The organism is Candidatus Poribacteria bacterium (assembly GCA_021295755.1).
GTDB lineage: Bacteria > Poribacteria > WGA-4E > WGA-4E > PCPOR2b > PCPOR2b.
This window is the reverse complement of the sequence record JAGWBT010000029.1, coordinates 1-23,449: the sequence shown is the minus strand read 5'-3', so window position 1 is coordinate 23,449 and position 23,449 is coordinate 1. Positions and strand designations below refer to the sequence as shown.

Genomic DNA, 23,449 nt, shown 5'->3' with positions numbered 1-23,449 from the left:
CGAAGGTTCCACTCTGCTTTACATAGCCCAAACCTTCAGGGGTGGCGGGCAAAAATCCTGCACATTCAAAGACGACATCCGCTCCTTCCCCTCGCGGTGTCTCTGATTTGACCAACTCCGTGCGTTCCTCGACAGTGGTCACATCCTCTATGTCAATGGTGACGTCGGCGCCCATCCGTTTAGCAAGTTCCAAACGTCTCGCGGGTCCACCGACGACAATTAGCTTCGCTGCACCGCTGATCTTCGCACAGATCAACGTCACTAACCCGATTGCCCCGGCACCCTGAATGCACCTGACCGCGCATCACCGCATGTACACCAACCGTGAACGGTTCTGTCATCACGGCAGCTTCCGGAGAGGCACTGGTCTTGATGAAACAGGTGTTCGGATAAGAGAGGTAAATGTAATCGGCGAATCCACCACGAAAGTGAGGTGCGTCATCCGGATTCCATTGGAAACCGTAGGCACCATAGCTTGTCCCCGGTGCAAGGATGACACGATCCCCTTCACGAATCGGATTGCCCACGTAGTCTGTCTTTACACCTTCACCTACTGCATCAATGACACCGACATTCTCATGACCGAGTAACACTTCCCGATCAAATCCGTTCTGCCAGTTGTGTAGGTCTGTTCCACAGATTCCCGCCAACTCCTGTCGCAGCAGCACCGTGTTCGGTGCCGGATCGGGTACAGGATATTCTCGAACATCAAAATCCTGCCCATGTGCAACAACCGCTCTACCTGTTCTTGCCATCTTTCTTTCTCCTTGTATGATTTTGCGAAAAGGTTTATAATACGTCGAAATCATCACGATTATACAAAAAATCACACGAGAGAGCAACGGAAAAACCACCAATTACATTTTCACCCCCTACCCAATGAAGCGATAGGTAGTAACCTGCGTTACCTGGGAGAACTCGATACAATGTACAGTGCTGGAAAAATCTTTGAGCAACAACCCAACTTCCCTTCCTGTCACGCCTCAACAATTACCGAACTTCCCAACGGCGATCTGCTTGCTGCATGGTATGCCGGATCACGAGAGGGAGAAAAAGACGTGGCAATATTCACTTCGCGTCGCTTTTACGGCAGCGAAGGCTGGATCGAGCCGGAGATGGTTGTGAATACTCCAGACTGCTCCGAGGGCAACCCCGTCCTGTTTGCCGATACAAGTAATCAGATTTGGTTATTCTACGTTACGATGTACGGCAACCGTTGGACACAGTGCAAGATGTATTACAAGAAGTCAAGCACAATGGGCTATAGTTGGGAGGAGAGTGTCGTTCTCCGTGAAGAGTTAGGATGGATGACACGCAATAAACCGCTCTATCTCTCCAATGGTGAAATTCTACTGCCGGTCTATGATGAACGGAATTGGCATTCGATGGTGATGATCTCCGGTAACGGCGGCGAGACGTGGAATACATTTGGAAATGTGTCGAGTCCAAAGGGGGTCATCCAACCAACGGTTGTTGAACGTACGGACGGCAGCTTGTTGATGCTGATGCGCAGTCGGGATGGGGAGGTCTGGCGTTCCACCTCCGCGGATTTGGGCAAAACTTGGGACGCAGCCGAGCCAACGGATCTGCCAAACCCCAACAGCGGCGTTGATATGGTAAGCTTGCGCAACGGAAACATCGCGCTCGTCTACAATGACACCCCGCGCGGACGGACGCCCCTAACGGTCGCGCTATCAACCGACGAAGGAGAGACGTGGGTATACAAACAGCATCTCGAAACTGAGGAGGGTGAATACTCCTATCCCGCCATTATCCAATCCCACGATGGTGGTATCCATATCACCTATACCTACAGACGTACTAGCATCATGCACGTTGAAGTCGATGAGGAGTGGATTCAGGAATAGTGTGAATTGTTGATTACCTATGTTAGAAAATCGATTCACTGTTTTTTCCTATTGCCTTAAATGTTGAATTGTGATAAAATTAATTGCTTGATCAAATAAGTTACCCAAATTACACACATAATTGGAGATTGATTCACATGCCGAATGCCCTTTTTGTTTATCCCGAGTTTCCGCCATCGTATTGGGGCTATAAATATGCCTTGGACTTTGCGGGCAAAAAATCGGCCATGCCGCCGCTCGGATTGTTGACTGTTGCTGGGATGTTCCCGAAGAATTATCAACTCAAAGTCGTTGATATGAATGTTACCACCTTAACGGAGGCAGACATTGATTGGGCGGATGTCGTTTTGACATCTACGATGGTTGTTCAAAAGGAATCATTGTATGAGGTCATTCAGCGATGTAACCGGTCTGGAGTTCCTATTGTCGCTGGTGGACCGCACCCTACTTCCTATCATGACAATATAAGAGAGGAAGCGGAAGGAGAGGTCGATCATTTTTTCTTTGGGGAAGTGGAGGAAATATTTGAGGATTTTCTCACAGATTTTGAAGCGGGAGTTGCCAAAGACGTATACCGCGAAAAGAGAAAACCGGATGTAACAATAACACCCCCGCCCCGTTATGACCTTATTAATATACACGATTACGGTTCAATGGCACTCCAATTTTCACGTGGATGTCCCTTTGACTGCGAATTTTGCGACATAACCAAACTGTTCGGTCGTGTGCCGCGCACCAAAAGCAATGAGCAGATGATGACGGAGTTTGATATGCTTTACCGGCTCGGCTGGCAAGGCTCACTGTTTGTAGTTGATGACAATTTCATCGGAAATAAGCGGGATGCCATGCGCCTGCTACCTGAAGTAAGGGCGTACCAGAAGGAAAAAAATTATCCGTTCAAGCTGTTCACCGAAGCCAGCGTCAATCTCGTCGAAATTCCTGAGATGTTGGATGCAATGAGCGATGCCGGTTTTGACATGGTATTTTTGGGGATCGAAAGCCCGAATGAAGACGCGCTATTGATGACCAAGAAGAAACAAAATACCAACAAAGAAGAAGATGCGGGCAGCTACCTACTGCGCGCCATTCGCACGATACAGAATAGTGGCATAGAGGTGACCGGCGGCTTCATTATCGGCATGGATGGGGACAAAGAATTTGATTCGCATATTCGGTTTATTCAAGAAGCCGGCGTGCCCATGGCGATGGCAGGTTTGTTGACCGCTTTGAAAGAGACCAATCTTTATCATCGTCTCCAAAGTGAAGGGCGTCTGCTTGACGAATCTACAGGAAACAACACTGACATCACGTTGAATTTTGTTCCCGAACTCCCACGAGAACACCTGATTTCCGAATATAGACGCGTCGTCTCCACGCTGTATGACCCGACCTTGGAAAATTATTTTGAACGCTGCCTCACGCTGATTAAGAATCTCAAGCCTGTCAAACATGGACAAGGAAGGATTGGCAAGATGGAGTTAATGGCTGTCGCTCGGTCAATGAAGCGACAACTTTTCTCCAAACAGGGTCCCGCATACCTCCGGTTTTTAATAAACGTGATCAAAGATTACCCAAGTATGCTTGATAAAGCGATACGCCTCGCCATCCACGGTTATCATTTTGAGAAAATGACCAGTCAGACGGTTGCTGTCGATAATTTCAAGCAGTATCTGACAAAAGAGATTAACGCCTTTGAGGAGATTATATCTCCCGCCCAATCGCAGCAGGATTCCCAATCGGTTGCTAAATCCGGTGTGAGTCGTATTGGAGAAATTCGTTCGCACGCACAAGAACTCTTAGCACGTGTCTACGCACAATATGAAGACATCCATGAGGACTTTAGATATAATGTGCGTGATGCGCTTGATACCTTCCAGAAGTCTGTGTTCAAACACTATTTGGAGGCTGAGTTCGGCGCATTTAAGGAAACCGTTTCCCGGTTTGCTAGAGCGGGCGGCGATCGAATCAGTGAAGTTGGTGAGCATGCGGGTGAGCTCTTGACACGCGTCCACGCACAATACGAGCGAATTCATAAAGATTTTAGATATGGTATTCGTGATTCGGTTATCTCTTTCCAAGAATCTGTGAAATCTCACCTGGATCAGCTTGTGGGTCCAGTCCCAATCGAAATTAAGAGTTTCGACTAGTCTGTCTGAGTTGTACCTCTCGAAACCATGGGCAGCATCGAAATTGAAAATCTCCGCTTTACCTACCCCAGTCGCAACACGCCAACTTTACGCGGAATAGATGCAAAGGTCGCGCCCAAAGCGTTTATTCTGCTCACAGGCCCCACGGGCTGCGGCAAATCAACACTGCTCCGGACGTTGAATGGCTTAATTCCTCACGCTTCGGGAGGAAACTTGTCTGGCAGCGTCCGGGTCGGCGGAACGAGCGTTGCTGAGCAGCCAATCGCTGTGACATGCCAACAAGTAGGACTGTTGTTCCAAAATCCTGAAGAGCAGCTCTTTTGCATCATCGTAGAAGATGAGATTGCATTTGGATTAGAGAACCAAGGACTTCCCTCCCATGAAATAGATCGCCGAATTGACTCCGCATTAACGCAAGTCGGACTTGCCGGATTCAGAAATCGTGAAATCGCTTCGCTATCAAGTGGACAGAAACAGCGAGTTGCTCTTGCGTGCGTATGCGCAATGCGACCACAAATTCTGTTGCTTGATGAACCGACCAGTTATCTTGACCCACAAGCCACTCATGACATCCTTGAGATTATCCGTGATTTGAATAGAGAGCTCGGCATTACCGTTATTGTTGCGGGACATCAGGTTAATGAGATAGCACCCTTGTGTAGTCAGGTGTGGCTCATGAATGACGGTAAACTGGTTTCCGATCTGCCGATAGATCAGGCATTCACAGATGTCAAGCGGTACTCCCAGCTTGGTGTACAGGTGCCAGAGCTCGCGCAAGTTGCAGCGCGACACGGCTATGCTGAGCGCCCATTGACGCTTGACCATGCCATGCGGCTCTTTGCCAACCAGACTCAGGATTCAAAACAATCCCAATTTCATCGAAATGAAACACCTGACGGGATTATCAGGGCTGACACATCATCAGGAAAGGATGGATTGGCGCATACAACACCTGTTCCAACTCACACCCCTCCTGCGAATCCGAATGACATTTTAGCGGAGGTTCAAAGCCTCTCTTTTCGTTACCCACAGACTTCTGCTGATGTACTGAAAGGCATCTCCTTTCAAATTAGGGGCGGTGAGGTCGTCGCAATTATGGGAGCAAATGGGTCAGGGAAGACGACGCTACTCCTACATCTGATTGCACTCCTACGCCCATCAGCAGGACAGGTCCTCATCAAAGGTCAGGATACCCGGCGTTGCAAGCCCCGCCATCTCGCAGGTCAAGTGGGGATTGTTTTTCAGAACCCAGACCTGCTGTTGCAAGCAGCAACTGTATCTGAGGAGGTGGCTTTCGGCCCAAAGAACTTCAAGCTGTCTCGTCAGGAAGTAGAGGAACGACTCGAAGAGATCTTGATGATGTTTGACTTAGAAACCCTCAAAGCGGAAGCCCCTTACGCCCTTTCACGAGGGCAACGGCAACGTGCCGCAGTCGCTGCGAGTTTTTCCCTCTACCCCGATCTTCTCCTTCTTGATGAGCCAACAACAGGCCAGGATTACTATCATTTGCGGCAGCTCATGCAGACGCTGGACAGCACTATGAAAACACAAAACAAAACAGTGGTGTTCTGTACCCACGATGTCCACCTCATGCTAGAATACGCTAGCCGGGTATTGCTGCTGCATCGTGGAGAACTCATCTTTGACGGAACATCTGATGCCGCTTTTGAAAATCCTGAACGCTTGGAACAGGCGTCACTTGTTCCACCACTGACCATGCAACTACAAAGGCTCCAAAATGACAAAACTCCATCCTCACACGAAAATCCTCCTCCTCGCAATTGTTAGCTGTCTGGTCATTTTGCTCGATAGTCCAATTGCCCTGTTTGTGTGTTTTTTGGTAAGCCTCTGCTTCCAAGCATCAATCCCGCCGTCGTGGCGCCAGATTCGTCTGCTCATCCTCTTTATTGGATTAGGAACATGGGGACTGATTTACAGCCAAGGCATATTTTATAATCAATTCCCTCGAACCGTCATTTTTACGCTTATCCATAAAGATGTTCCCATCATCGGGGGGTTGACGGGTGGCATCCATCTCTATCGTGAGGGTTTGTTTCACGGTGCCGTTCAATCTTTGCGGTTTAACACAATGTTGACGATCAGTTGTTTTATTATCTGGACAACTCAACCCCGTGACCTCTTGCTTGCCCTTGTGAAGCTACGTGTTCCATACAGTCTTGCATTTATGGTGACGACAGGGCTGCGCTACATTCCGCTTATCGGTTCAGAGGCGCAAACTGTAATTCGTTCGCAGCGGCTACGCGGTTTCCGTTATTTACAACTTAATCTCTTTCATACGATCCGTGGAATCTTAAACAGTTTGCGTCCAATCTTAACCAATAACATCCGACGAGCAACGCATCTCAGTGAAGCTGTGGAGAGCCGCGCATTTTCTCCTGATGCTGCGCATCGCACCTCTCTGCGTGAGTTGAAAACACGACAGCAGGATGTTATCCTGATTTCCCTCTCACTGGTCTGTCTACTGGGTGTTATTGGCTTAAAAGGTGTCTACTTTCTTTACGCCAACGGACTCTATTATGCCTCTTGGTTGAGAGGCGCGTACACCTTCGCACGCGAAGTGCTATAATATAGCCTAAGTTGCCACTTATAGGGAACACGGCAAACCGGAAGAATAGGTGTTCATCGCTCACAGTGGATCGGCAAATTCATTGCACACGGCACACGCGCAAGGGTATAGCTTGGATATGTCTATCCAAGCGGAGCGGACTGAATAAACAACCTGAAGCGCGGCGCATGAAAAGGATTGAAAACACCCCAATCTTTAATGGGTAGCAACTTGGGTTATCGTACAGGTAAAACCGGAGAGGAAATTGTGGAAAATGTCAGAACGTATATTAGTTGTTGACGATCAGACGGCAATGCAAGATTTATTGACTGGCCTTCTCGAACAACGTGGCGCAGAACCGGTGGCGGTTGGTACTGTGGAGGAAGGGCTGGAGATGGTTACTAAAAGTCCGGATGCCTTTGATCTCGTTATCTTGGACCTCGATTTTGGTGAAGGACAGACAAACGGGCTCGCTGGCTTGGAAGAAATCAAGAAAATCAACCCCTCTCTGCCGGTCGTTATCCTAACAGGCAAAGGTACTATCTCGACCGCTGTCGAAGCGATTAAACTGGGTGCCCAAGAATATGTCGAAAAAGATTTCTACATCGAAGAAAATATGGAACTTGCCCTTACCCGGCTCAACCATCTGATTCGCGCCACAGTTGATAACAAAAGGCTGCGTCGAGAGCGCGAGTTTTATCGCGAGGAGCTGAAAGGGAGATACAACATCGTTGGCAAAAGCCGAGCTATTCAACAGGTGCACCAACAGATTACGGAAGTGGCTTCTATTCCACGGCCCGTCCTGATTCGTGGTGAACGCGGAACGGGCAAGGAATTGGTCGCTGCTGCAATCCATAGTAACAGCGATCGCCAGAAACGTGCGTTCATCACCATTAACTGCGCAGCGTTGGCAGAGGGGCTTCTAGAATGCGAACTCTTTGGGCAGGAAGATAACGCTTTTACAAATTCATCGTTCCGAGAGGGACGCTTTGTGTTAGCGGATAGGGGAACGCTCTTTCTCGACGAGATCGGTAATATGTCGGTTGAATTTCAGCAGAAGATCCTGCGCGTGCTGGAATATCAGCAGTTTGAACGGGTTGGTGGTACGAAGACGATGAAGGTTGATGTACGGGTTATTGCTGCAACCAATAGCGATATGGAGGCGGATATAGAGACAGGCAAATTTCGGGCAGATCTATACGATCGACTCGCATTTGAAACAATTTGGCTGCCGCCGTTGCGTGATCGGAAAGAGGATATTGAACTGTTATGCTATCATTTCATGGAGCGCCTCGCAGGAGAAGTCGCTGACATCAAACCCAAAAGATTGGCTCCTGAGACTCTAGAGCACTTGAGCGCGTATGATTGGCCCGGTAATGTCCGGGAACTCAAGTATGTTATAGAGCGTATTACGTATAAGGTTGATGGAGATACCATTTCCCCACATCACCTGCCTCAAGAGATACTTACCGTCTATTCGCGCTCTGGCGATGGAGAAACCCTCTCGAATAGGTTGGCTCAAGTTGAAAAACAGATTCTCATTGATATGTCCGAGCAGTGCAAGGGAGACTTGGAAGAAATTGCTCGTCAACTGAGCACCCCACTTGAATCGCTGAAACAACTGATGCAGAAACATCAGATTGACGATACACAGTAGAACCGGCACAAAGTTGGATTAGAAATCAGATCGGAGGGAACGTTATCATGACCGTTCAGGCAGCTGCAAAAAAGAAAATAGTTCCGCCACCACCGCTGAAGCATGGAGAACGACTGACACGGGACGAATTTGAGCGGCGTTATGAGGCAATGCCGCACCTGAAGAAAGCGGAACTGATTGGAGGAATTGTTTACATGGGTTCACCTGTAAGGGCCGATATTCATGGTAAACCTCACGGGTATATTATGACTTGGATCGGCGTTTATTGCGCTGCAACACCCGGTGTTGATTTTTTGGATAACACCACTGTTCACCTCGATTCCGACAACGAGGCGCAGCCCGATGCGTTGCTCCGGATTGATGCAGACGGCACCTCCCGTCTCAACGATAAGGGTTACATTGAAGGTGCACCGGAATTGATTGTCGAAATTGCAGGGACAAGCGCGGACTACGATTTGCACGAAAAATTAGATGCCTATCTCCGTAACGGGGTAGCAGAGTACATTGTGTGGCAGACGCAGGAGGGGCGACTCGATTGGTTACGTCTCGTCAATGCGGAATATGTGCCGATGGTGCCCGATGTAGAGGGATTGATAGAAAGCCAAGCATTTCCCGGTTTGCGCCTAGCAGTGAATGCACTCATAGAAGGCGATCTCGCGACCGTTTTGTCTGAATTACAAAAGGGATTGGAGACAGATGAACATGCTGCATTCGTCAGGCAGCTGCTAGAGAAAACGAATTTAGATACTTGAAAGCATACAAAACCTTGTTCTTTGGGGAATTTCCATGTTATTCACAATCACAACGACAGCACATCAGGCAGATAATCTCAGCTTCTTGCTTCACAAGCACCCGGCACGGGTGCAAGTCTTTGGATTGAAATTTGGAAAGGTCCATGTTTTTTATCCGGAGGTAAGCGAGACGCGTTGCACAGCAGCGATGCTGCTTGAAGTTGACCCTGTCGCGCTGGTCCGTAGGCATGGAGGTGGAAGCGGTGGTACGTTGGGAGCCTATGTAAATGACCGTCCTTACGTGGCATCATCATTTTTGAGCGTAGCAATCTCGCAGATATTCGGAACTGCGCTAGCGGGGCACTGCAAAGATCTGCCTGACCGGGTGGACGAAGCGATGCCTTTTGAAGTGAACGTCACCGTCCTACCCTGTCGTGGGGGTGAGACGATGCTTCGACAGCTTTTTGAACCGCTCGGTTATCAGGTAGATGCAACACCGCACGCGCTTGATGAACGATTCCCACAGTGGGGCACCTCACGCTACTTTACGGTGACCCTGAAAGCAACGTGTTGCCTGCAAGCGCTCCTGTCGCACCTTTACGTGCTTGTACCTGTTTTGGATGATGACAAGCATTATTACGTTGGTGAGGACGAAGTGGAGAAACTACTGCGTCGTGGAGAGAGGTGGCTACCTTCACACCCAGAACGGGACCTCATCACTGAGCGATACCTCAAATACCAACGCTCATTGGTGCGCGAGGCATTAGCACGGTTGCAGGAGGACGCAACAACGCCCGATGCAATGGCGGAGAGGTACGCCGCTGCGGAAGAAGCTTTGGAAGCACCGGTACGACTGAATGCGCTGCGATTGGAGGCGGTGTTGGAGACGTTGACGCACTGTGGTGCCAGGCGGGTGTTAGACCTCGGATGCGGCGAAGGAAAACTGCTCGTCATGCTGATGAAAGACTCGTATTTTGAAAAACTCGTCGGGGTGGATGTTTCCGCACAAGCATTAGAAAGCGCCGCGAGACGGCTATACCTCGACCGCCATCCGAAACGCCGAGAGCGGGTGTCGCTCCTTCACGGTGCCTTGACCTATCGTGATGACCGCTTACATGGCTTTGATGCCGCCGTGCTGGTTGAAGTCATTGAACATCTAGATGCGCCACGTCTGAGAGCTTTGGAGCGCGTTGTCTTCGCACATGCCCAGCCGGGATGTGTCATCGTCACGACACCCAATCGAGAATATAACGCTCGCTTTGAATCTTTGCCTGCGGGCAACTTTCGCCATCCTGACCATCGCTTTGAATGGGGGCGTTCCGAGTTTAGTACATGGGCAGAATATGTCGCAGCGCAATTTGGCTATACCGTAAGGTTCGTTCCAATCGGTGAAGCAGACGAAGCACTCGGTCCGCCGACGCAAATGGCGGTGTTTGAACAACTACACGATTGATTTGATACGCCCCTAGTGGTGAATTTCACCGAAGAAGCAACTGAATTCCCCGCAACAGAACTTATAACAATTCTGACAAGGAATAACGCATTGTTGAAACGTGAGGCGTGAAACGTAAATCAGTTCATTGGATAATTGACAGAACTCATGAACAACTGTAGCTGCTTGTAAGTTTCCCCGAATGATGCGATACAATTATTCAGAAACGGTATTATAACAACTCCTTTTGGGAATCAAGAGGGTGACAATGGGTGAAACCAAAACCATCACCGTTCCAGAGCTATCCCTTGTCCTACTAATCGGTGCATCGAGTGCAGGTAAGAGCACCTTTGCCCGTAGGCATTTTAAGCCGACGGAGATCTTGTCCTCCGATTTCTGCCGTGGGTTGGTGTCGGACGATGAGAATGACATGGATGCGACGGAGGCGGCTTTTGATGTGTTGCGTTATATTGCTGTCAAACGGTTGGCGGCGAGACGGTTGGTGGTTGTGGATGCTACAAACCTGAAACCCGAAGATCGCAAGCCGTTTGTCGATTTAGCGCGAGCGTATCATGTCCTGCCGATCGCCATCGTATTAGAGCCACCGCAAAAAGTCTGCACCGCACGTAATCAAGCACGCCCCGATCGGGATCTACCGCGAAGCGTGATTCGTCAGCACATCCAGCAATTGCGCAGATCTGTACGCAGACTGGAGAAGGAAGGTTTTCGCTACATCTATCGCCTGCGTAGTGAGGAAGAGATTGATTCGGTTCGTATCGAGCGACAACGGCTCTGGACCGATCGTCGAGACGATTCTGGGTCGTTTGACATCATCGGTGATTTACACGGCTGCTGTGACGAATTGGAAGAATTGCTCGGTGTACTCGGCTACGTCCGAAATGAGGCTGGGATATTCGTCCACCCCCAAGGCCGACGTGCCTTCTTTCTAGGTGATCTGGTTGATAGGGGTCCGCGCATTGTGGACACGCTGAAGCTGACCATGGGAATGTGTGAGGTAGGCAGTGCGTTATGCGTACCGGGAAATCATGACATAAAATTGATTCGGAAGTTGCGTGAGCGAAACAAGACCGAAAAATTTTCGCATGGAGGTCGCCATCGGAGTAAAAGTTCTGGGACTCAAATCGTGCATGGACTTGCCGAGACACTTGCGGAGTTCGACGCGCTCCCTGATGATGAGCGAGAAACATTTGAGGGAAAGGTTATCGCGTTTCTGGACAGCCTTGTGAGCCACTACCTTCTTGATGACGGCAAACTGGTTGTCGCACACGCGGGGATGAGGGAGGAGATGCAAGGGCGGGCGTCAGGAGCGGTGCGTGAGTTTGCGCTTTACGGCGAGACGACCGGCGAGACCGATGTGTTTGGTCTGCCCATCAGGTACGATTGGGCATCGGAGTATCGAGGTCATGCAACCGTCGTTTATGGCCACACCCCCGTCCCTGAACCCGAATGGCTCAACCACACCATCAACATTGACACCGGCTGTGTGTTCGGAGGCAAGCTGACGGCTCTGCGCTATCCCGAAAAGGAATTGGTGTCCGTCCCGGCGCAGCGGGTCTATTCCGAACCTGTGCGTCTGTTCCTTGAGCCTGAACCGGAGGCACCGCAGTTGACCGCACAGCAGGCACACGATGACCTGCTCAACATCGCTGACTACTTACAAAAATTGATGATTCACACACAGCTGATGGGGAATGTGGTTGTCCGTGAAGAAAATGCTGCCGCTGCGCTTGAAGTGATGACGCGCTTTGCGGTTGCTCCACAGTGGCTTATCTATCTGCCGCCCACAATGTCGCCCAGTGCAACATCGGGTCGTCCAAACATGCTGGAACACCCGGAGGAGGCGTTCTCTTACTTCCGCAACGAAGGTGTGTCGCAAGTCATCTGTGAAGAAAAGCACATGGGTTCGCGTGTCGTTATCGTGCTATGTCGTGATGAAACGATTGCCCTCAAACGATTCGGCATTATTGGCAATGGCACAGTTCAACCCACGTTTGACGGCGACAAATCGTCGGAGGGTAACCGTATTGAACCCAGTATCGGTGTTTGTTATACACGGACAGGGCGTCCCTTCTTTAGCGACCCTGAAATAGAGGGCGCGTTGCTCCAACGACTCCATACCGCCTTTGATGCAATCAAGTTTTGGGAAACGCATGAAACCGATTGGGTTTGTCTTGACGCTGAGCTAATGCCGTGGTCTGCAAAGGCGCAGGAGTTGATCAAGGAACAATACGCGCCGGTCGGTGTCGCCGGGCAGATTGCGCTCAAACATGCTGCGGATGTTCTCACACAATCGGAAGCGCGAGGGCTGGCTGTGCAAGAACTACAGAAGCAAATTGCCCAACGGCAGGATAGCGTCGAACACTATCGCAACGCTTATCGGCAGTACTGTTGGGAGGTGGCATCACTCGACGACCTGAAACTTGCACCCTTTCATCTGTTAGCGGTAGAGGGCAAAGTGTACACTGACAAAGACCACCGCTGGCACCTCGAAACACTGAAGGCGCTGTGCGATGCTAACCCTGACCTACTCCAAGCCACCGCTTACCACGTTGTGGATGTGGGGGACGAAGCATCACAGGGTGGAGCGATTCAGTGGTGGGAGACGTTGACGGAACAGGGTGGTGAGGGAATGGTCGTCAAGCCGTATGATTTCCACCCGCGTGGCTCGCGTGGACTGGTGCAACCGGCGGTCAAGTGTCGTGGATCAGAGTATCTGAGAATCATCTACGGTCCCGAATATTTGCTCTCCGAAAACTTAGACCGATTGAAAGCACGTAACTTGGGCGTTAAAAGACAGTTGGCGCTCCGCGAGTTTGCACTTGGTATCGAAGGATTGGAACGCTTCGTGCGCCGCGAGCCACTTCAGCGTGTGCATGAATGCGTCTTCGGCGTTCTGGCGTTAGAGAGCGAGCCTGTCGACCCACGGTTATAGTTTTGAATGAGCGTGTTTTATTTGCCAGCGTAAGCAATTTTGAGCAAGGATGGAAGAGATGTTTCATTCGCTTTTGCCTATCTTCCATCCTTCCCTATTTTCTGAAGATTGGAAAGGAGGAGCCGGAAATTATGTCTGATACCTATGAGAAAATCTACGCACAGTCATTGAACGAGCCGGAGGCGTTTTGGGCGCAGGCAGCGGAAGATGTGCACTGGTACAAGAAGTGGGATACAGTGCTTGATGACTCGCAGAAGCCTTTCTATCGCTGGTTTACAGGGGGCATGACCAACAGCTGCTACAACGCCCTCGACCTGCATGTGGAAAGTGGACGCGCTGACCAGACAGCACTCATTTACGATAGTCCCGTTACAGACACTATTGAGACCTTCACCTACCGAGAACTTCGGGACGAAGTTGCACGTTTTGCAGGTGTCCTTGTTGCTCAAGGCGTTCAGAAAGGCGATCGGGTGATTATCTACATGCCTATGGTGCCCGAGGCGGTTATCGCCATGCTTGCCTGTGCTCGGATTGGTGCGGTTCATTCGGTTGTCTTCGGAGGATTCGCTGCCAATGAACTGGCAACCCGCATTGACGATGCAAAACCGAAACTCATCCTCTCCGCTTCGTGCGGTATTGAAGTGGACCGGATTGTGGCATATAAGCCCCTACTTGATAGCGCTATTGAACTCGCGGTAGAAAAGCCTTCGCGCTGTATCATCCTACAGCGTCCCCAAGAAGAGGCGTCCATGATCGAGGGTCGCGATTTGGATTGGACGGAAGTTATGGAGGGCGCGACTCCAGTCGATTGTGTGCCGGTTGCCGCAACAGATCCACTTTATATCCTCTACACTTCCGGTACAACGGGTGTGCCGAAAGGTGTTGTACGTGACAACGGCGGTCATCTGGTCGCGCTCAATTGGAGCTTAAAGAATGTTTATGGCGTGGATGCCGGCGAAGTATACTGGGCAGCTTCAGACATCGGTTGGGCTGTTGGCCATTCCTACACTGTCTACGCGCCTCTTTTTAAGGGATGTACGACGGTTTTGTACGAAGGGAAACCGGTTGGCACCCCCGATCCGGGGGCATTCTGGCGGGTCATTTCCCAACATGGGGTGAGTACTTTGTTCACGGCACCGACCGTCTTCCGGGCGATTAAACGGGAGGATCCGAATGGCGATTATATCCGTAAGTACGATCTCAGCGGTTTCCGGGCACTCTTTCTTGCCGGTGAGCGATGTGATCCTGACACGCTAATCTGGGCGCAGGAACAACTTAACGTCCCAGTAATTGACCACTGGTGGCAGACGGAAACTGGTTGGCCCGTTGGCGCGAACCCCATCGGCATCGAGGCGTTTCCCGTAAAGCCGGGTTCCTGTACCAAGCCGGTCCCGGGCTACGATGTGCGGGTCTTAGATGATGATGGCGCAGAGGTGGAAGCGAGCCAGATTGGTAATATCGTCATCAAGTTGCCGTTGCCTCCCGGCTGCCTCCCGACGCTATGGAACAACGACGGGGGTTATCAGTCGTCTTATCTCAGTACCTATTCGGGTTACTATTTGACAGCGGATGCCGGCTACAAGGATGAAGAGGATTACCTCTGGATCATGAGCCGCACGGACGACATCATCAATGTGGCAGGACACCGTCTCTCCACCGGCGCGATGGAGGAAGTACTAGCAGCGCATCCCGACGTAGCTGAGTGTGCTGTCGTGGGGATCGCAGACCAAATTAAAGGGGAAGTTCCGATGGGCTTTATTGTGCTGAAAGCTGGCGTCCAACGTGCCGAGGATCTCATCATTCAGGAACTTATCCAGATGGTACGTGGGGAGATTGGTCCCATCGCCTCGTTCCGAGTTGCGACTGTGGTGCAGCGACTTCCCAAGACACGGTCGGGTAAGATTCTGCGCGGAACGATGAAGAGCATTGCCGATGGGGTTGAGTATCGGATGCCGGCGACAATTGATGACCCGGTTATCTTGGATGAAATTACTGAGGCCTTGGCAATTCTAGGATATCCGCGTAAAAGTTCATAGAAGTCAGATAACCAAGAAATTATTTCCAAGCAACCTATATCCGGGGATAAATAGATGACTGAATTGATGCAGCGCGACATTGACCCACGCCGTCTGGAATTGGCATCTGATCCGTACCGTCCGGCATATCACTTTATATGTCCAGCCAACTGGATGAACGATCCGAACGGAACCATTTTCTGGAAAGGCAGATACCACATCTTTTACCAGTACAATCCGAATGGAGCTTTCCACGGCACGATACATTGGGGACACGCTTCCAGCGCGGATCTGGTTCATTGGACAGATCACCCAATTGCGCTGCCGCCCGGTCCGGAGGGAGCAGACAGGGACCAGTGCTACAGTGGTGCAGCGTTTATCAACAAAGAAGGGGTGCCCACATTCATCTATCACGGTTTGCCGGACGGTATCTGCCTCGCTACAAGCGACGATGACTTGCTTATCAACTGGGAAAAACACCCAGCGAACCCGATTATATCCAATCCGCAGGCGGGAGATGACTTTCGGATCGGTGGTGCCCCATGCGCTTGGGTCGAAGGGGATACTTATTACGCCCTGACCGGAAACAGCGGTGCCGCGCCGCCGGATGCGGCGTATCTGTATACCTCCAAAGACCTCGCTCATTGGGAGTATCTGCATCCCTTCTATGAGGGAGGGGTTTTCACTGAGTGGGGCGAGGACTGCGGCTGTCCTGACTTTTTCCGTCTGGGAGATAAACATGTACTGTCCTTCACTAGCCACCCGCGTGGGGCGCAATTCTACATAGGAACTTATGCCAATCAACGGTTCACCCCGGAGCGCCACAAGCGTTTGGCGCTTGGCGATGCAGGTCGTCCCGGTGTCTACAATGAGGGATTAACACTGTTGGATGACAAGGGACGGCGCATTCTGTTTGGCCGGCTGCACGAAGCACGCTATAGCTATGTCCAACGTGCGTCTGGTTGGGCGGGGATGTTCGCTCTACCGATGGTTCTGTCGCTGTCCGATGACGAAGATTTGCTTTTAGAGCCTGTCCCAGAATTGGAGGCGTTGCGAGGTGAGCACACGCACTTTTCTGACATCCGATTGAACGGGTACTCAGACCACCCGCTTGATGAAATTCGTGGTGATCAGTTAGAGATTCGAGCGGTATTTGAATGGGAGAGTGCTGAGGAGTTCGGTCTGAAAGTCTGCTGTTCCCCGGACGGCGAAGAGCAAACCCTTATCCGCCTTAATCTCAATCCGTGGTCAGCCAACCGTGAGCCGCAAGAGATTCGTCCCTTGCGGGAATTAATCTTGGATCCAAACCGGTCTAGCATTAGTTCGGAGGTGAGCAATCGTGAATCGGAACGGTGCACGTTTGATCTCCCTTACGGTGAGTCGATAGAATTGCGGGTATTCGTGGATCGGACCGTGGTGGAGGTTTTCGCCAATGATCGCTACTACTTGGCGAAGCGTATCTATCCTGCAAGGCCCGATAGCCTCGGCGTAGAATTATTTGCGCGCGGCGGCAAGGCGATTGTGCGATCGTTGGACGTATGGCAGATGGGGGCAATTTGGCCTCTTGCATAGCGTTGATTCGCGGTTTTATGGTAGATTTTAGAATTACTTGGACACTGCCAATCGGCGCAGTTAGAAACAGCGTCTACCAACAGTAAAATGATGGGTTGAAACGGCGCAGTTGGAAACAGCGCCTACCAAACATGGGGAGCGAAAGTGTCTATTTGTTTTGGCTCATGTAAAAAGAAAGTGCAAAACACATATAGAAACCGAGTTTTTCCGAAAAAAACTCGGTTTCTATTGCACTATTTCTTAACATGAGCGAAGGAGGTTACTCTGATGCGTGAAGGCAAATCATTTGAAGAAAATCTAGCGCAACTTGAGCACGATGGATTTCTGCTTATCAAGAACGCCCTCGATATGAAAACCGTTCAGAAATGGCGGGATAGCCTGTATGGGCGCTACAAGCGGGGAGAATATGACCGCAGAAACAATGTCGGCAATGTGTCATATAACCAGTTGCTAGAGCAGGAGCCGGAGATGACGCGGGCACTTATCGCGCATCCCAGCGTTGCGCCATACCTGAAGGCAACTCTGGGGAAGCAGTGCCAACTCCGCAGTGTGCGTGCACACCTCAACCCTGACGACTACACGCAGGAATGGCACATGGACTTCTACGATTACTGGTATCAACAGGAGAAAGCCGATGCGGGACGTTTTATCCAAGGGTTCTGTATGAACACCACATTTTACCTGACCGATAACACGCCGGATCGGGCACGCCTTACCTTCGTCAAAGACCTCTGTCATCGTGCAATTCCCGAAGAACTTCGGGAACATCTCTGGTACAGGGACGATCGAAACAATCCGTTCCAGCGTTGGTGCGACAAACAGCCACATGTAGACCTGTATCCGATGAGCGGGGATGCGGTGGTGTTCTACAGTCATCTGCCCCACCAAGGTGCCAAAATGGGACCAGATCCCGAAGGGGAGATTCGTGGGAATATTGTCTTTCACTACCAGCAGAATCCGATGTATCCCGGCATTCGCTTTGTCAGCCACCCACAGTTCACGCTCGATGCCCTCGGTTATGACGGCACTTTTCCCTTTGTTGAAGATTGAATTTGTTTGCACTCATAAGGAAATTGTGCAACAGAATCTGAGTCTTTGGCAAGTCCGGGCGGGGCAAGATGCTCCGTCTACGGTTTTATAAAGTTGAAGTCGGTCTAGGCGGGCAAGATGCCCTGCCCACGGTTTTATAGCGTCTAAAAATTCTCAATAATGATAATAACGGAGGATGTACTTTATGGCAACATTTCGTCCCAAGGTCCTGATAACTTGTGATGAACGCGTCCGCAATTCCTACCTACCCCCGGCAGAGATGGAACGACTTGAAACCTTTGCTGATTGGGAGTGGTTCTCCTGCGAGGGTGGAAGCATCTATACCACTAACGAAAATCCAGAAGCAGCAGCAGAACTCAGTAAACATGTCGGTGAAGTCAACGGTCTGGTTGTCTGCCACGGCTGTCCCACAGTTACGCCGGAGGTTTTGGACGCCGCACCAAATCTGAAAATCATCGGTGAGTTAGAGGGCGATCGTTTCGCCAGCCGGATTGATTTGGAAGCGGCATGGGAGCGGGGAATCCGCACCGTGGATACTACCAACGGTTCCTCCTATCCGGTCTCAGAATGGGCGTTGGGGCTTATCCTGATTGCGTTACGCAATGCGGGGGCGCAATTTCGTCGCATTATCGCCGGCGAAACGACCCGAGATAATGGCGCGCTCGAATATGCCGGTGGACTCCTTACTGGTAAACGGGTTGGGTTGATTGGGTGTGGAAATATGGGTAGACGACTTATCAAATTCCTCCGCCCCTTCGAGGTCGATATCTGGGTGCATGACCCTTATTTGCCGCGGGAAATGGCGGAGGCTATCGGTTTTCTACAGACCTCGCTGGATAACCTGTTGTCGCAGTGCGATGTCATTGTCTGTGTTGCACCGTTGACACCGGGGACACAGCGGATGATCGGTGAACGCGAGCTGAATCTGATTCAGTCAGGTGCGGCGTTAGTCAACGTTTCTCGTGGGCCCATCATTGACCCCGACGCCCTCATTGCGCGCCTCAAACGCGGAGACATCACCGCTGGACTGGACGTTTTCGATCCGGAACCGATTCCACCTGACAGCGAAATTATCAATCTGCCCAATGTTTTTCTTACGCCACACTTCGCTGCCTACACCGGCGACGACTATCCGCACTTTTTTGAGTTGATGGTGGATGAACTGGATCGCTTCTTCCACGGTCACGAGACCTTCTTCGATCTGACGCCGCGCTCACTTGCGAATCGTCGGGGCAATGAGCCGGTTTAGGTAAAAACTCCAAATCAACTGAAAAACTCGTCAGAAGAACGTGCATATGAAAGCCAATCCCACATCAACAGCTTAATGTGACCACGTAAAGTGATGAGTGCATTCCACGAAAAATCGGTCAATCTATTCGTGGATGAAAAGGGGGTTAATCGTGACTCCAGAAGAAGAAAAAGTACATTTTGACACATTTGGGTTCATTATCAGGCGAGGGCTCTTTGGACCGGAGGAGATGCAAAAATTCTCCCACTGGTTTGACGAAGGATGCGATGCCCAGTGTGGTCCCTTCGCAGGTGAAAGGCAAATAGGTTATCCCGGGCTCAGCATACATGAGGGGTTCTGCAATCACTACCTCGACGACCCACGAATTCTGGATACACTGGAAAACCTAATGGGTGAGGGTTTCATGCTGGTTGCCTCAGATGCTCAGCGGCATTCAGGAAATTCCCATTGGCACCAGGATACAGTCATTCCGATGGAAGAGGGCAAAGCAAGTGAATACTTGATGCTCAAGGTGATTATGTATCTGGACGACCATAGCGAGGGGCCGGGGTGTCTGTGGGTGCTTCCGGGAAGTCACAGGCGAGGCTACGCTGAGTCGATACGGGGGTTGATAGCAATGGGAAATCCCACCGACGTTGATACGTTGACTCCAGCCGGTGTGCAACCAACCGCTCTCCCCGGCGCAGTTCCCACCAAAACCTGTCCGGGGGACATCATTTTTTTTAATCAGAAATTGGCGCATTCATCGTGGGGAGGTCAGCTGGGACGCCGATTTTTAGGGCTCACCTTCGGCGCGAAGCCGACCGAGGATTGGCAGGTTGAGTGGCTCGTCCATCATGGCGAGCGGTGGAAAAAAATGTGTAGAAATAAGCGACAGTCGCAGTTTCCGGAACACTTGGTCAGGACCGCTGGTCCTCGTCGTCGTCATCTGATTGAGTTTATGTACAGCAGGGGATACTGATGCCCTTTTTAAGCGCACAAAATTAACGACTACTAACGGGGCTTTGCAACCCTCGATAGTTCGGGAGCCAAAGCGACTTGCGTAGGTTGACCCATCTTCCCCCGTTTGGATTCCCCTCACACACGTTTCACGTTTAGGGTGTCTTCCAACCCCATAAGTGTGGCGTACATTATCTCTACTCGCTGCATGGGAATTGAAAGCTTCCGTGCCTCTTCAAGTATGGGACCGACACACGCCTGAAATTCTGTAGGTATGCCTTTCTGTATATCTTGGAGGGCGGAGTGCGTCGATTGGCTTCCAGATAAGGGCGATGTCAAAACCTTTCCGATCGCTTCTTCAGCGGTCCCCTGACACCATGTTCTGACATGATAGGGCCCGAGGTCTATTAAAGGGATACCTTTCGCTGCAGCCAGTGTCTGAAGTTCTCTGACCATGCCGGTATACTCTGTGGCAAGCTGTCTGTTGGACATGACGCCAGCGTTACTCTGTCTAGAAAGAGTAGCAAGCAGCCCGATAGGTATCCAACCCACCATCTTCGACCATGTGGCGGACAGAATACCGTCGGCTGCCTCCGTAATAAGTCCGGCTCGTTGAAAAAGTCCCACAATCTCGTCAACGCGTTCGGATGTGCCTCCGTCTAGTTCCCCAAACTGTGTGCCACCGTCGTACGTCCAATTCACGGTTCCCGGCGTTGGACGCTCCCCTGCAACGACCGCAAGGCCGCCGATTACTTTTTCCTTTCCAAAGACATTAATCAACAACTCATCTTTCACCACACCATTCTGGAGAGAAGTGACACAGGCATGTGCCTGTATATGCTTCGTCGTCGTTAGCACGGCTTCTGTGTCTTGGGCTTTTACAGTGTAGATGAGGATATCGCATTCTTGAATACTTTTGGGATCATCGGTTGCATTGATTTGGACGGTAAACTCCTTAAGTCCGGTTAGATGGAGGGCACGTTGCTCCTGAATCGTATCAATATGTGCGCCCGGACGGCCAACAATGGTCACATTGCATTCCCCTTGTCGCGCTAAGAGGGCGGCAACTGTTCCACCAAGTCCACCTGGTCCAACAATCACTATCCTTTTCATGATTTACCCCACTTCTTTCTGCTCTACGTGGCTTGTCCAAGATATGATTAACGTTGCGAGGTTGCTCATCGCAACTTCCAAATTCTTCTCAAAATCTGATGCCGCATTGCGATCCGCTGTGTCGGTCACGCCCCGAATCTCAACAAACGGAAAGCCACTGAACACACATGCCTTTGCCCCACCAGCCCCTTCCCACGCTACGGCAAGTGCCCCTGTGGATTCATGGAGCATTCTCTTCCTTTCGGTTTCTACCACATCTTCGTCTCCACTCGCTATGGGACCGAAGTGAACGCTGAACGTGTCGGTTGAATGTGACACAGATTTAAGATCTGCTACTGCGGCTCCCGCCCCGTCAAATTTCGGAAGGGCACGCTCATTAAATTTGTTGTTGTAATCGTGTTCCACCGTTGTCGTTGCGACAACAGCATCTCCAACAGACACTTCGTCTACTAATGCGCCAGCCGCTCCAGCACAAACAATTAAATCCCAATAGCTGCAGGTATCTAGCAGGTGCTGTGTTTGGACGGCAAATTGTACCTTTCCCAATCCACCGCGTGCCAGTGTAACACCCAGATCAGGAAGCCGTACAACTGGAAGCCTGCCAATTATACCACTCTCGGCTTGGAAGCCTGCTTTAGTACAACCTTGTAAAAGGAAATCTAACTCTTCTCTCATCGGGGTAATGATAAGTCTTTTCATAGCAAATCTAAGGCTTCCTTCACTAGCGCAATGAAATGTTCACAGAACGCCCAATCGCTACCACTTCCGCAGAGTAGGTCGAGATTCATATCTCGACTCCTGTCTCAACAAAACGAAAGCAGCAGGTTAATGTAAGGTGCCGGTGAACGCTAGCGGCATCAGGTAAAAATCGCGCTCACAGTCAGTCTGTCGCTTCAAGCGCAACCCTATACCTATCCGTATCCTCCTGTAAGAGTCCGTCCATCTCTGATTGCTCAACGTAAAGCCGTAGCGCCTGCGCTTTATCATACGCTGGGGTAGCGTTACTCTCTATCACGGAACGAATTTCGTCCTCAGCAGTATCTATGCGCCTTTATTGAGGGAAGATTATTTTCCCAGACAAACGACAAAGATACAAACTCGCCCGATATTCAACAGACTCTTGATAACGCTGCATGAATTACTATCAAATTGTACTAACTTGTCCCTTGTGGGTCGATGGGTTGTGGGTTGGTAACCTCAACCCCCCATGAGAGGCTATTGACCAGTTTGTAGAGTGCCTTACGATACTCTTGGAGTATCTGTGTTGACCCCCCTGCGTTATAGAGATGGGTCATAGTGAAGTACCGGGCAAATGCCCGGTCAAAGGGTGCAAGGGACATCAGGTGTGTCTCAATGGTATTGAGTATTTCAGTAGGAGAGATGAAATCGCCATCGGAGACAGAAGTTACCGCCCAATCGGGTGCACCTGCTAATATCCAGTTCCGAATCGTGTTAATCGACGGATCGGGCGCATCCGTTTGGCTGTTTCAGTGGTTATGAGTCGCTTATACAGTTCAGAGGCATCAGGGTTTCCCGGAACAACGCTTCCTTTTTCGATGAGTGCATTGTGTTCCATTAAGAGGGATTCTTTATAAGCGCCATCAGGACCGTGGCAGATAAGGCAGCTCTGTTGAAAGATAGCGTAGGTATCTAGGGCTATCTGTTGTTGGGACCGTACATTTTCAGAACTTACAATGAACATCAATAAACTGATGAGTGCAATGCAATATTGCCTACAAGTTCTAACCGCATTAGAATCCAAATGACGCTTAAACATAAAGAGGGTCTCCTGATGTGCTAGTTTTCAGCGGTGATTTGTTATTGCTAGAGATGGCAACTTGCGTTATTATAGCATCAGGGGGAAAAAAGTAGAATCAAAAAGATTTGCTGTATAAGTATCCATCTTTGCGTTAAATTGCCAAATTTTACAACAGATCGAGGCAGGAAATTTGCCGAGTGGTACTGATTTAGCAGTTGTTCAAAATCCTGAAAATTGGTATAATATCGTCGCATATCTACCGATTACGGAGTAAATCAATGGCTGAAAACCGGAAAGCGCAGAACGTTACAAGCGATTGGTGGCTCGGAATGCCCCATACGGTCGAACCGAAGATCTCGGAGTGGGTGGAGAAATATCCGAATCAATTGGAACTGCGT

At 50.4% G+C, this 23,449-nt stretch carries 17 protein-coding genes and 1 pseudogene; 13 read left to right on the top strand and 5 right to left on the bottom strand.

The window, feature by feature from the left end; genetic code table 11:
* Positions 1-256, bottom strand: a 256-nt coding sequence (locus tag J4G02_05870; GenBank protein MCE2394105.1) for a zinc-binding dehydrogenase, incomplete at its 3' end; no start/stop codon positions are given.
* On the bottom strand, positions 180-755 hold the full coding sequence (locus J4G02_05865; protein MCE2394104.1) for an alcohol dehydrogenase catalytic domain-containing protein: 576 nt from the start codon (positions 753-755) through the stop codon (positions 180-182). The genes J4G02_05865 and J4G02_05870, both read right to left, overlap by 77 nt.
* Positions 756-926: 171 nt before the next feature.
* Here J4G02_05865 and J4G02_05860 point away from each other — a divergent pair, with 171 nt between their 5' ends.
* From J4G02_05860 to J4G02_05800, 13 genes are all read left to right on the top strand, one after another.
* A complete protein-coding gene (locus J4G02_05860) occupies positions 927-1,868 on the top strand; it encodes an exo-alpha-sialidase (GenBank protein ID MCE2394103.1) in 942 nt (313 codons plus the stop codon).
* Between the two features lie 137 nt (positions 1,869-2,005).
* Entirely contained in the window at positions 2,006-4,015 is a 2,010-nt protein-coding gene (locus J4G02_05855; GenBank protein ID MCE2394102.1) for a DUF4070 domain-containing protein, read from the top strand.
* Between the two features lie 27 nt (positions 4,016-4,042).
* Entirely contained in the window at positions 4,043-5,803 is a 1,761-nt protein-coding gene (locus J4G02_05850) for an ABC transporter ATP-binding protein (protein ID MCE2394101.1), read from the top strand.
* Positions 5,754-6,602, top strand: coding sequence for an energy-coupling factor transporter transmembrane protein EcfT (locus J4G02_05845; protein ID MCE2394100.1), 849 nt, complete (start codon positions 5,754-5,756; stop codon positions 6,600-6,602). Before J4G02_05850 ends, J4G02_05845 begins: the two co-directional genes overlap by 50 nt.
* A gap of 253 nt (positions 6,603-6,855) precedes the next feature.
* Entirely contained in the window at positions 6,856-8,238 is a 1,383-nt protein-coding gene (locus J4G02_05840; GenBank protein ID MCE2394099.1) for a sigma-54-dependent Fis family transcriptional regulator, read from the top strand.
* Positions 8,239-8,285: 47 nt separating this feature from the next.
* Positions 8,286-8,990 (top strand): Uma2 family endonuclease, encoded by a 705-nt coding sequence (locus J4G02_05835; protein MCE2394098.1) that lies wholly within the window; start codon positions 8,286-8,288, stop codon positions 8,988-8,990.
* Between the two features lie 34 nt (positions 8,991-9,024).
* Entirely contained in the window at positions 9,025-10,422 is a 1,398-nt protein-coding gene (locus J4G02_05830; GenBank protein MCE2394097.1) for a 3' terminal RNA ribose 2'-O-methyltransferase Hen1, read from the top strand.
* Between the two features lie 247 nt (positions 10,423-10,669).
* On the top strand, positions 10,670-13,354 hold the full coding sequence (locus J4G02_05825) for a polynucleotide kinase-phosphatase (GenBank protein ID MCE2394096.1): 2,685 nt from the start codon (positions 10,670-10,672) through the stop codon (positions 13,352-13,354).
* Between the two features lie 131 nt (positions 13,355-13,485).
* Entirely contained in the window at positions 13,486-15,390 is a 1,905-nt protein-coding gene (locus J4G02_05820) for a propionyl-CoA synthetase (protein ID MCE2394095.1), read from the top strand.
* Positions 15,391-15,444: 54 nt separating this feature from the next.
* On the top strand, positions 15,445-16,941 hold the full coding sequence (locus tag J4G02_05815; protein ID MCE2394094.1) for a glycoside hydrolase family 32 protein: 1,497 nt from the start codon (positions 15,445-15,447) through the stop codon (positions 16,939-16,941).
* A gap of 267 nt (positions 16,942-17,208) precedes the next feature.
* Positions 17,209-17,991, top strand: a complete 783-nt coding sequence (locus tag J4G02_05810) for a phytanoyl-CoA dioxygenase family protein (protein MCE2394093.1) — start codon at positions 17,209-17,211, stop codon at positions 17,989-17,991.
* A 184-nt stretch (positions 17,992-18,175) separates the two neighbouring features.
* Entirely contained in the window at positions 18,176-19,240 is a 1,065-nt protein-coding gene (locus J4G02_05805) for a hydroxyacid dehydrogenase (protein MCE2394092.1), read from the top strand.
* A 151-nt stretch (positions 19,241-19,391) separates the two neighbouring features.
* Complete coding sequence (locus J4G02_05800; GenBank protein ID MCE2394091.1) at positions 19,392-20,201, top strand: phytanoyl-CoA dioxygenase family protein; 810 nt, start codon at positions 19,392-19,394, stop codon at positions 20,199-20,201.
* 116 nt (positions 20,202-20,317) lie between these two features.
* Here the strand turns inward: J4G02_05800 and J4G02_05795 are convergent, their stop codons facing one another.
* The 3 genes and pseudogenes from J4G02_05795 to J4G02_05785 form a co-directional block, all read right to left on the bottom strand.
* Entirely contained in the window at positions 20,318-21,292 is a 975-nt protein-coding gene (locus J4G02_05795) for a 2-dehydropantoate 2-reductase (GenBank protein ID MCE2394090.1), read from the bottom strand.
* A gap of 3 nt (positions 21,293-21,295) precedes the next feature.
* Positions 21,296-21,991, bottom strand: a complete 696-nt coding sequence (locus J4G02_05790) for a 5'-methylthioadenosine/S-adenosylhomocysteine nucleosidase (protein ID MCE2394089.1) — start codon at positions 21,989-21,991, stop codon at positions 21,296-21,298.
* A gap of 464 nt (positions 21,992-22,455) precedes the next feature.
* Positions 22,456-23,069: pseudogene (locus tag J4G02_05785) on the bottom strand (hypothetical protein).
* Positions 23,070-23,449: the final 380 nt, after the last annotated feature.